The organism is Treponema sp. UBA753 (genome assembly GCF_002297325.1).
Lineage (GTDB): Bacteria > Spirochaetota > Spirochaetia > Treponematales > Treponemataceae > Treponema_D.
In genome coordinates this window covers 23,798-35,209 of record NZ_DBKJ01000116.1, presented here as the reverse complement: position 1 = coordinate 35,209, position 11,412 = coordinate 23,798, and the positions used below count along the sequence as shown (strand labels likewise).

Annotated in this window: 9 protein-coding genes; 6 read left to right on the top strand and 3 right to left on the bottom strand. The window is 45.7% G+C overall.

Annotated features, from left to right (window positions below; all coding sequences use genetic code 11):
• Positions 1-146 precede the first annotated feature (146 nt).
• From B4C08_RS09380 to B4C08_RS09360, 5 genes are all read left to right on the top strand, one after another.
• Complete coding sequence (locus B4C08_RS09380) at positions 147-983, top strand: metal ABC transporter permease (RefSeq protein WP_296664791.1); 837 nt, start codon at positions 147-149, stop codon at positions 981-983.
• The gene (locus tag B4C08_RS09375) at positions 980-1,696 is read left to right on the top strand and encodes a hypothetical protein (RefSeq protein WP_296664789.1); all 717 of its coding nucleotides are present in this window, start codon (positions 980-982) and stop codon (positions 1,694-1,696) included. Before B4C08_RS09380 ends, B4C08_RS09375 begins: the two co-directional genes overlap by 4 nt.
• 344 nt (positions 1,697-2,040) lie before the next feature.
• The gene (locus B4C08_RS09370; protein ID WP_296664787.1) at positions 2,041-2,511 is read left to right on the top strand and encodes a GNAT family N-acetyltransferase; all 471 of its coding nucleotides are present in this window, start codon (positions 2,041-2,043) and stop codon (positions 2,509-2,511) included.
• 34 nt (positions 2,512-2,545) lie between these two features.
• Positions 2,546-3,091 (top strand): GrpB family protein, encoded by a 546-nt coding sequence (locus tag B4C08_RS09365; protein ID WP_296664785.1) that lies wholly within the window; start codon positions 2,546-2,548, stop codon positions 3,089-3,091.
• A 15-nt stretch (positions 3,092-3,106) separates the two neighbouring features.
• Entirely contained in the window at positions 3,107-3,943 is an 837-nt protein-coding gene (locus B4C08_RS09360) for a protein-ADP-ribose hydrolase (protein ID WP_296664783.1), read from the top strand.
• An 18-nt stretch (positions 3,944-3,961) separates the two neighbouring features.
• On the opposite strand, the gene B4C08_RS09355 is transcribed toward B4C08_RS09360, so the two are convergent.
• From B4C08_RS09355 to B4C08_RS09345, 3 genes are all read right to left on the bottom strand, one after another.
• Entirely contained in the window at positions 3,962-5,449 is a 1,488-nt protein-coding gene (locus B4C08_RS09355; RefSeq protein ID WP_296664781.1) for a glutamate synthase subunit beta, read from the bottom strand.
• Between the two features lie 20 nt (positions 5,450-5,469).
• Positions 5,470-9,993, bottom strand: coding sequence for a glutamate synthase large subunit (gltB, locus tag B4C08_RS09350; RefSeq protein WP_296664779.1), 4,524 nt, complete (start codon positions 9,991-9,993; stop codon positions 5,470-5,472).
• A gap of 209 nt (positions 9,994-10,202) precedes the next feature.
• Positions 10,203-10,580: a NusG domain II-containing protein gene (locus B4C08_RS09345; RefSeq protein WP_296664777.1), complete on the bottom strand. Its 378-nt coding sequence runs from the start codon at positions 10,578-10,580 to the stop codon at positions 10,203-10,205.
• 111 nt (positions 10,581-10,691) lie between these two features.
• Between B4C08_RS09345 and B4C08_RS09340 the strand changes: the two genes are divergently transcribed.
• The gene (locus tag B4C08_RS09340; protein WP_296664775.1) at positions 10,692-11,405 is read left to right on the top strand and encodes a rhomboid family intramembrane serine protease; all 714 of its coding nucleotides are present in this window, start codon (positions 10,692-10,694) and stop codon (positions 11,403-11,405) included.
• Positions 11,406-11,412: the final 7 nt, after the last annotated feature.

The following is an 11,412-nucleotide window of genomic DNA, read 5'->3' as shown; positions in this document are numbered from 1 at the left end:
ACTGCCTTGATTACGCATCGCACATCCTTTCGTTCAGAGGCGGAAAAGTCCAGTTTGAAGCCCGCGCGGATTTTTGCAAAGGCGCATCGTCTAGCAACTTTGATGAAAAACGCGGCTGAAAAAAACTGGAAACACTGGAGATTTCGATGGAAATTCTTGAAAAACTTTCTTATTACCTTTCATTTTCGTTTGTTAGATACGCGCTGATTGTCGGCGTTCTTGTTTCTCTGTGCGCATCGCTTTTGGGAACTGTTCTTGTTCTGCGCCGCTACTCGCTTATTGGAGACGGACTTTCTCACGCCGCGTTCGGAGCGTATGCGGTTGCCGTTACGATGAAGCTTGTGAGCGACAGCCTTTTTACAATTCCGGTTACGGTTCTTTGCGCGGTTTTTCTTTTGTGCATGGACAAAAAAAGGAAAGTGCAGTCAGACTCGCTGATTGCGATGATTTCCGTGGGCGCGCTTGCATTCGGCTATCTTGTGATGAACGTTTTTTCAACTTCGGCGAATGTCTCAGGCGATGTCTGCACAACGCTTTTCGGCTCAACCTCGATTCTCACTCTTACAAAAGGCAAGGTCGCAGTCTCGGTTCTGATTTCCTGCGTTACTATTGCCGCATTCGTCTTTTTCTACAACAGGATTTTTTCCGCGACTTTTGACCCGGACTTTTTGCGCACAGAAGACAGGCTCGCAGGCGTTTACGACATTCTAGTCGCCGTGATTACAGCCGTTGTGATTGTGCTTGCGATGAATCTTGTAGGCTCTCTTCTTATAACGGCGATTCTTGTTTTTCCGCCTTTAAGCTCAATGCGCGTTATGAAAAGCTTCAAGTCCACGGTGATTTATTCCGCCGCTCTTGGCGCATTTTCGTCGTTCCTGGGAATTATGATTTCGATTGTTCTTTCAACGCCGGTTGGAGCCACAATCGTGATAATCGACATAATGATTTTCGCATTGCATTGCGTTGCCGGGAGGTTTTTATGAAAAAGATTCTGACTGCCTCATCGATTTTGATTTTGCTTGCAGCCTCATCATGCTCGGCAAAAAAATCCTACAGTGCAGGCGGACTTCCAAAACAGAACAAAGTTGCCAATATAATAGAAGAAAAAATCAAGGAAGAATCATCCTCCGACAGCTGGCAGCAGAATGAACCAGATAAAGCCGCTGGTTCCGGCAATTATGATAATTACTACAGCTACGGCAGCGGCACGGAAAATGATTCATCGCAATCCACTGATTCATCTTATTCAAACGGAGAAGAGCAAAATTCCAGCGGCTCGGCTCAAGATTCCTCTTCATCAACCTACGACTATTACGGAAGCAGCTTCGAGGAAATCTCCGCGCCCAAAACTGACGTTGAGCTTGACCTTTCAAAAATGAACGCAGACCTTGCTTATGCCTTTATTTTCCAGCTTGTTGTGGAGCCTGAAAAATACGAGGGAAAAACAGTCCGAATGACTGGAACTTTCGAAACTTTTTACGACAACGAGCCTTACGGACGGCACGACTACTGCATAATAACAGATGTTCTTGCGTGCTGCGCTCAGGGACTCGAATTTGAAAGCGAAAAAGTTTCCGGCGTTGAACCAGGCCAAAAAATCACAGTGAGCGGCACGCTAAAACTGCGCGACGCACTATCACCCGACGGAATGGAATACAAGACAATGCGGATTGCAGATGCGGCGGTTTCATCGTAGAAATCAAAGAATGTCAATTTTCTTGAAGAAAAGCACAAATTCGGCTTACAAAACTTTGAAGAAAGTTACAAATTCAGGTTATAAAATCTTGAAGAAAAGCACAAATAAAATCCGTGTTTTTCATAACAAAAAATCTTTGTGCTTCTGATAAAAGACGATATTTTTTATATAATAAAGGAAACGTGGCAGGGATAGGAGTGGCGGCGAAGCCGTTCCGGAGCGTAGCGGAGGAATGAAGGTAGCACGGAGTGCGTACGGAACCACGGATAGCCCGATTTTTGCGGAGCGAAGCGAAACAAAAAGCCACCCGAAAAATAAAAAATCAATTTAACAGGAGCAAAAAAATGACAATACGAAGAGCGGAGGAAAAGGACATTCCGAAGATTATCGACTTGCTTGGGCAGGTGCTTCAGATTCACGCGGAAATCCGGCCGGACATTTTTATTCCGGGAACGACAAAATATACAAATGCGGAGCTTTCCCAAATGCTAAAGGACGAGACGAAGCCGATTTATGTTGCCGCGGACGAGAATGACTTTTGCGTCGGCTACGCTTTTTGCCAGATTCGGGAGCAGCCTTTTTCGAACAACATGGTTCAGTTCAAGTCGCTTTTTATTGACGACTTGTGCGTTGACAAAAGCACGCGCGGCCAGCACATCGGCGAAAAACTTTTTGAACACGTGAAAAGCGAGGCGAAACGGCTTGGCTGCTACGAGGTGACGCTGAACGTCTGGGCAGGAAACACTTCGGCGGAAAAATTCTACGAGAAAATGGGGCTAAAGACAAAAGAGCGGCAGCTGGAATATATTTTGTAGGATGGACTGGAATTTCATGGATGGCGGATTTTGCATGACAGGATTAAAAAGAGGTTCGGTGAAACTGGAAGCGCACCAAAGCGGCTGGCAAAAAGAAGCCGAGAATACGATTGCTGAACTAAAATGCATTTTTGAAAATATTGCCACCGACATTCAGCATATCGGAAGCACCGCCGTTTCCTCCATTCACGCAAAACCGATTATTGACATTGCCGTGGGAGTCAAAAATCCGGAAGATGTTTTTCCGTTCATTGAAGAATTAAACAAAAAGAACTACATTTTTCGCGGAGAAGATGTTCCCGGACAGCTTCTGCTTGTAAAAGGCGATTTTAAAAAGGACACTCGAACGCATCATATCCACGTGATCAAATGGAACGGAACTGAATGGAAAAATTATATCGATTTCCGGGACTATCTAAATGCCTTCCCTGAAAAAGCCGCGGAATATGATGAATGCAAACAGAAATTAGCAAAGAGATTTCCTGATAACCGCAAACTCTACACAGAAGGAAAGAAAAAGCTGATTGCAGAACTAATAGAAGAAGTAAAAGTGTGGAAAACAAAAAGACCGAATTGCTGATTTTGGAGGCAAACCATGACACAAACCGAAAGACGCGAATGGCTCATAAAATATCTTCTGAACGAGCCGGGCTCTCCAGCTGAATACAAGAATATTGAACTTCCGCCGCAAGATGACGAAGTTGCTCAGAAAGACTTGCTGCGCTCGCTGATGAACGTGCGCCCGCCGCGTCCTGTTTCCAACGAGTTCTTGAAAATTCAGGACGAATACTTAACGGAACGCAACAAAGAGCGCGGAATCACCGACATTGCAACGCTGAAAAATGTTCCGGCGGACAAAAGGCTTTTTCTATGGCAGGGCGACATTACAACTCTGAACGCGGATGCAATCGTGAACGCAGCGAATTCCGCCTTGCTCGGCTGCTTTGCTCCGCTCCATGCGTGCATCGACAACTGCATCCACACTTTCGCAGGAGTTCAGCTTCGGCTTGAGTGCAACGAGATTATGCAAAAACAAGGCTCTCCTGAAAAAACAGGAAGCGCGAAAATCACTCAGGCATTCAACCTGCCTTCAAAATTCGTTCTACACACGGTAGGTCCTATAATCCACGCCAGTGTAACCGAACGCGACAAAATCCAGCTCGCCTCGTGCTACACAAGCTGCCTGAACCTTGCCGCGCAAAATGGGCTTGAAAGTTTAGCATTCTGCTGCATTTCCACAGGCGTTTTCAGATTTCCGCAAAAGCTCGCCGCCCAAATCGCCGTAAAAACCGTAACAGATTGGCTGGATGAAAACAAAACCACAACCGCAAAAAAAGTGATTTTCAACGTTTTTGGAAACAAGGATTTGGAGATTTACCGGGAGATTTTGGGAGAAAAGCCGGAACTGGCACAAGGAAAACACTTAGGCTAGTCCGGCTGTGTTTTTGCCCTACAAATTTGAATATCCCATCAGGTATTCATCAATCTCCCTTGCGCATTCTCTTCCTTCTGCAATCGCCCAGACAACTAGCGACTGGCCTCTGTGCATATCGCCTGCTGTAAAGACTTTGTCTATTCCCGTGAAGTATGAACTTGCGCTGGAAGTTGCGACTGTGTTTCTTGCGGAAAGCGGTGTTCCGAATGCGTTTGCGGTGTAGTCCTCGCAGCCGAGAAATCCTGCGGCAATCAGAATCAGGTCGGCCGGGAGTTCTTTTTCGCTTCCTTCGATTTCGCAGAGAGTGCGTTTTCCGTCCACGTTCTTGAATTCAACCTGAACTGTTTTTATTCCGCAGACTTTTCCGTTTTTCTGGTAAACTTCCTTGATTGTCGTTTTGTAGACGCGCGGATCATGCCCGAACTTTTCAATTGACTCCTGCGCGCCGTAGTCTGTCTTTAAGACTTTGGGCCACTGCGGCCACGGATTGTCTGGTTGACGTTCCGCCGGAGGGCAAGGCATCATTTCAAGCTGGGTTACACTTGCAGCTCCGAGCCTTATGCTTGAGCCTGTGCAGTCGTTTCCTGTGTCGCCTCCGCCAAGGATTATCACGTGCTTTCCCTTTGGATCAATAAAATTCTTGTCTGAGAAGTCTGAGTCCAAAAGGCTTTTTGTAACGCTCTTGAGCCAGTCCACGGCGAACATTATTCCCTGCGCGTCGCTTCCTTGTGCAGACAGGGGACGCGCTTTTTTTGCTCCGCAGCACAAGGCGACTGCATCGTATTCAGAAAGAAGCTGTTTGGCATCTACATTGCGGCCGACATCGGCGTTCGTTATGAATGTAACTCCTTCCGCTTTCATAAGATTGACTCTGCGCTCCACGATTTTTTTGTCTAGCTTCATGTTCGGAATGCCGTACATCAGAAGTCCGCCGATTCTGTCATCGCGCTCGTAGACGGTTACATTATGTCCGCGGCGGTTCAGCAAGTCGGCAACGGCAAGTCCTGCAGGGCCTGAGCCTATTACCGCGATTTTTTTGTCGCTTCTGACTTTCGGAATCTGAGGCTTCATGTAGCCTGACTCGAACGCCTTCTCGATTATGTAAAGTTCGTTGTCGTGGATTGTTACAGCTTCCTTTATGTCTCCGCCGTTTCCGCAATTGCAGGCTTTCTCGCACAATGCGGGGCAGACTCTTCCTGTGAATTCCGGGAAGCTTGAAGTTTTTAAGAGACGCCAGGCCGCCATGTCGTACTGTCCTTTGTAAAGCGCGTCGTTCCATTCAGGAATAAAGTTGTGGAGAGGGCAGCCCGTCACCATTCCGGCAAGCTTGATTGCGCTCTGGCACATCGGAACTCCGCAGTTCATGCATCTTGCCGCCTGCTCGCGCCGTTCCTTGTCGTTAAGATGATTGTGGAATTCCTTGAAATTTTTTATGCGTGAAGAAGGTTCAATCCAGGAATCCTCAACACGCTTGTATATCATAAATCCGTCGTTTTTACCCATAGTGTACCCCTGACTTTTTCTTATGCAGTGAGCTTTTTAAAAGCTTCAAGGACTGCTTCATCGTGATTCAAACCGCGCTCTTCGCCCTTTGCGATTTCCGTCATCATCTTCTGATAATCATTAGGAACGATTTTCTTGAAGTGCCTGATGTAATTATCAAAGTCCTTAAGAATTTTCTTTGCAAGCTCCGAGCCGGTTTCTTTTTCATGACGCTGAATCAAGTCCTTTATGATTTCAATGTCGTGGCTGTCTGAAACTTCTGTCATGGAAACAAGCTGCTTGTTCAGACGCAGATACAAATCATGGTTCTCGTCCAGAACATAAGCGGTTCCGCCACTCATTCCCGCGCAGAGATTTTTTCCTGTTCCGCCCAAAATTACAGCAGTTCCGCCTGTCATGTATTCAAGTCCGTGGTCGCCGCAGCCTTCTACAACCGCAACCGCCCCGGAATTTCTTACGCAGAACCTCTCGCCTGCAATTCCGTTTATGAACGCGCTTCCGCTTGTAGCTCCGTACAAGGCCACGTTTCCGATGATAATATTTTCTTCGGCTTTGTAAGTTGCCTTTGCTGAAGGGTGGACTACGATTTTTCCGCCGCTCAAGCCTTTTCCGAGGTAGTCGTTTGCGTCTCCTGTAAGGTTCAGTGTAAGTCCTTTCGGAATGAACGCGCCGAATGACTGTCCGCCGCCGCCTGTGCAGTTAACAACGTAGCTGTCTTCTTCAAGCGATGAGCCGAAATTCTTCTGGATTTCTGAGCCGAGAATTGTTCCCACCGTTCTGTCCGTTGAAGAAACCGAAAGTTCAAAAACGCCCTTCTTTGCTTTCTTTGACTTTTCAAATGCCTTTAGAAGTTTTGCCTCGTCTACAGTTTTTTCAAGCTGGAAGTCAAAAATGTCCGCAGGCTCAAAATGTGTCTTTGCATCTTCCGGAGTTTTCCAGCCGATGATTCTGCTCATGTCCACAAGGTTTGCCCTAGGGAACGCGCTTTTTTCTTTGAGGGCAAGAAGCTCCGTATGTCCGCACATTTCGTCAATGCTGTGGAAGCCGAACTTTGCCATGATTTCGCGCAACTCCTCGGCAATGAACTTCATGAAATTTTCAACATATTCAGGTTTTCCTGTAAATCGTTTTCTAAGCTCGCTGTTCTGGGTTGCAACTCCGAACGGACAAGTGTCAAGGTTGCAAACGCGCATCATTGCGCAGCCCATTGTGATAAGAGGAGCTGTTGCAAAACCGAATTCCTCCGCGCCCAAAAGACAGGCAATCGCAACATCGCGGCCGCTCATAAGTTTTCCGTCTGTCTCAATCACAACGCGCGAGCGAAGTCCGTTCTGAATCAACGTCTGATGAGTTTCCGCAAGTCCCAATTCCCACGGAAGTCCTGCATGATGAATTGAAGAAATTGGAGCAGCTCCAGTTCCGCCGTCGTGTCCTGAAATCAAAATCACCTGCGCGCCGGCCTTTGCAACACCAGCCGCAATCGTTCCGACGCCAGCCTCTGAGACAAGCTTAACGGAAATGCGGGCGGCACGGTTCGCGTTTTTCAAGTCGTAAATCAGCTGAGCCAAATCTTCAATTGAATAAATATCGTGGTGCGGTGGCGGCGAAATCAAAGAAACACCTGGAGTCGCATAACGGGTCTGCGCAATCCAAGGATAAACTTTTTTTCCGGGAAGATGTCCGCCTTCTCCGGGCTTTGCTCCCTGCGCCATTTTAATCTGAATTTCCTTCGCGCTCAAAAGATATTCTTCTGTAACGCCAAATCGTCCGGATGCAACCTGCTTGATTGCGGAATTTGCTTCAGTTCCAAGACGCTCAGGTTTTTCACCGCCTTCTCCGGAATTTGATTTTCCGTGCAAGTGGTTCATCGCCAAAGCCATGCATCTGTGCGCTTCCTCAGAAATTGAACCGTAGCTCATAGCTCCAGTCTTGAACCGCTTTACAATTTCGGAAACTGGCTCAACTTCGTCTATGCTGATTTCTTTTCCTTCTGGAAAGCTGAATTTGAGCATTGCGCGCAAAGTGTGGGGATGCGCGTTGTCGTCAACCAGGGCCGTGTATTCCTTGAATCTTTCGTAGCTTCCCGTGCGGGTGGCTTCCTGCAGCGCGATAATTGTTTCAGGAGAGTAAAGATGATCCTCGCAGGTCGGACCGCGGCGCAGTTTGTGGTTTCCAACCGAATCAAGGTGAGTGTTCACGGCAAGTCCGAGCGGATCAAATGCCTTGTTGTGATGGAAGTTCACATCCTCGTCAATTTCTTTAAGGCCGATTCCACCGACGCGGCTGACAGTGTTTGTAAAATATTCGTCGATTACATCCTTGCTGATTCCGATTGCCTCAAAAATCTGCGCGGACTGATAAGACTGGATTGTTGAGATTCCCATCTTTGCGGCGATTTTTACAATTCCGTTTATGATTCCCTTGTTGTAGTCGTCGATTGCAGTGTGATAATCCTTGTCCAAAAGCTTCTGGTCAATGAGCTCGGCAATGCATTCGTGGGCAAGATAAGGATTCACCGCGCGCGCTCCGTAACCAAGGCACATCGCTGCCTGATGGACATTTCTGACTTCCGCCGACTCAAGGATGATTGAGATTGCGGTTCTCTTTTTTGTGCGGATTAAATACTGCTCAACTCCGCTTACGGCAAGAAGGCTTGGAACGGCAACGTGGTTTTCGTCAACTCCGCGGTCACTCAAAATAATTATATTGCTTCCGTTGTGATATTCACGCTCGATTGCGACAAAAATATTGTCCAGAGCCTCTTTAAGCGAAGTGTTCTTATAATACAAAAGGGAAACAACCGCAGTTTTCAGTCCGGGGCGGTTCAGGTTCTTGAGCTTGAGCATATCGACACCGGTCAGAATCGGATTGTTTATCTCAAGTACTGTGCAGTTCGCGCTTTTCGGCTCAAGAAGGTTTCCGTCTGTTCCAACGTAAACTGTCGTGTCGGTAACAATTTTTTCACGCAGGGAATCAATCGGCGGATTCGTAACCTGCGCGAACAGCTGCTTGAAGTAATTGTAAAGAGGCGGATGCTTGTCGCTCATGACTGCAAGCGGCGTGTCTATTCCCATGGCTCCGGTCGGTTCAACTCCGTTCTGCGCCATAGGAAGAATCATCTCGTTCACATCTTCGTAGTTCCAGCCGAACGCACGGTACATTATGTCGCGCTCTTCCTGCGTGTAGACCGGAATTTTTTTGTTCGGAATAACAAGATCCTTCAGCTTTAAAAGATTCAGGTTGAGCCATTCGCCGTAAGGATAAAGATTTATGTACTGCTTTTTCGCTTCCTCGTCGGAAATAAGACGCTTCTGGACAGTGTCAACAAGAAGAATTTTTCCGGGCTGAAGACGTGATTTTTTTACGATGTTTTCTTCCGGAATATCAAGAACTCCGACTTCCGAAGAAAGAATAAGCATATTGTCTTTTGTAATATAGTAGCGGCTTGGGCGAAGTCCGTTTCTGTCAAGAGTCGCTCCGACAAAATCTCCGTCGCTGAAAAGAATCGCCGCAGGACCGTCCCATGGCTCCATCATTGTTGCCCAGTAATGGTAGAAGTCGCGTTTCTGCTGGCTCATCGTCTCATCGTTTTTCCAAGGCTCTGGAATGCAGACCATCACCGCAAGCGGAAGCGGCATTCCGTTCATCACAAGGAATTCCAAAGTGTTGTCGAGCATTGCGGAGTCAGAGCCTGTCGCGTCTACAGCAGGAAGAATTTCACGGAGCTCCTCATCCTTGAAAACAGGAGAGTCAAGAGTTTCCTCTCTTGCCAGCATTCTGTCAACGTTTCCGCGGATTGTGTTGATTTCTCCGTTATGCGCAATGAATCTGTTCGGATGCGCCCTCTGCCAGCTTGGCTGCGTGTTTGTGCTGAATCTTGAGTGGACAAGCGCAAGGGATGAAGTGTAGTCTTCGGACTGAAGGTCTTTGTAGAAAGTCCTGAGTTGCTGAACAAGGAACATTCCCTTGTAGACGATTGTGCGGCTTGAAAGCGAAGCAATGTATGTGTTCAAATGTGAATGCTCAAACTGGCGGCGCAGAATGTAAAGCTTGCGGTCAAAGTCAAGTCCGCGGCTGATATTTTCCGGACGCTCGATAAAGCACTGCATTATGCAAGGCATACAGTCTTTTGCGCGCTGACCAAGAACATCAGGATTTACAGGAACTTTTCTCCAACCAAGGAATTTGAGGTTTTCCTTTTTTGCAAGGACTTCAAGCATTTTCATCGCCTGCGAGCGGATATATTTGTCCTGCGGAAAGAAGAACATTCCGACTCCGTAGTCGCGTGCCTCTTTCAACTCGATTCCTTCCTGCTTTGCCGCCTGCTTAAAAAACTGGTGTGAAATCTGAACAAGAATTCCGACTCCGTCGCCAGTCTCGCCGGTGGCATCTTTTCCAGCGCGGTGCTCCAGCTTTTCAACTATGCACAGCGCATTGTCCACGATTTTGTGAGTCGCCGTACCGTCAATGTTTACGACTGCTCCGATTCCGCAAGCGTCATGCTCAAATGACGGATCATACAAAGTTCTGTTTTTTTCAGTCATAGTAACCCCTTGCATAAAAAAAAAGACGCTTTGCAAAAAACAGACACTTAGCCTGCATTTTACAAAACGCCTTCGTTTCGTTCTTTAGACTATATAAAAAATCAAATAAATTATCAAGAGATTGTAAAAAAATATTGCTAAAAATATTAAGGCTATCTTGCAAGTTTCAAAATTCCAAAAGGATAGTCCTGATATTATTGCTGCGGATTTTAGTTTGAAACCGCATCGAAACTGTTTTGTTTGCTTTTTCCTTCTATTGTAATAAATATTCCGTTTGGCAGGCAGGCAGCCCATTGTCCGTTTGTGCTTATTTCTCCGCTTTGAATGCAGTTTTTGTTTTCGCAAGGTGAATCTATAAATTTTGCTCTTCCGTTTTCAACTTGAATTGAACTTTCTCCCAAAAGCCCTTTGAATTTATAAATTCCGTCTTTTGCAAGGCTGTAAACAAATTTTTCTTTTGGAGTTTGCACAAAAAGTTCCGCCGCCTTTTCGTTTTTTTTTCTGAACAAATTGAAAAATGAAAGGAAAATCACAATTAAAAAAATCAGAATAAAAACGATGTCAAATAATTTCAAGCGCAAGTTCATATAGTTTTTTTTTACATTAACTTTAAATAAAAGTCGAGATGTTTTTCATCTTGCATACCGTAATTTTTTTAATCTGAAATTTCTGCGGAAATCTGCCGAAATATTTAAAATATGGCTAAGAAAAATTCTTTGAAAGTTGTTTTTGATTCTCCGGTTGTTCTTGTTTTTTCTGTTGTTTCGGCGGCGTTTTTTATTGCTGACTTGATTTTTAAGCTCAATCTTTCCGAAAAAATTTTTGAATGTCCTGGGGCAAAATCTGTTCCTGCGTTTGACTTTAAATCAGCGTTGGATTATGCAAAGCTTGTTATTTATCCGTTCAGCGGTGAAAACTCAACTTCTTTCTTTTTGAATACTGGATTCATTCTTTTGCTTGGTCCTGTTTTGGAAGAACGTTATGGCTCGGTTATGCTTGCACTTATGATTTTTATAACTTCCCTTGTTGGCGGAGTGCTGACAGCTTGCGTTTCAACGTTTGGAATTTCTGGATGCGGCGGAATTGTTTTTATGATGATAATTCTTTCGGTGCTTTCCGTGTTTATAAAAAAACAGCTTCCAGTTTCATGGATTTTTATTTTTGTCCTTTATCTTGCGTTTGCTCTTGCCAGCGGAAAAAAGATTTCAGGATTTATGCCGTTTATGCAGGAAAGCGTTCCTGTTTTTATTCAGCTTGCTTCTGGAATTTGTGGAAGCCTTTTTGGATTTTTTGTCTGCCCAAAGAAACGTTCTTCTCAAAGCCAGAAAAAACAGCAGGAAAAAACAATTGAAAGCGAACCGGAATATTCTTCTAGCAGCGATGAAACTATAGTCGGAAATATTAGCTTGTAGAAAAATT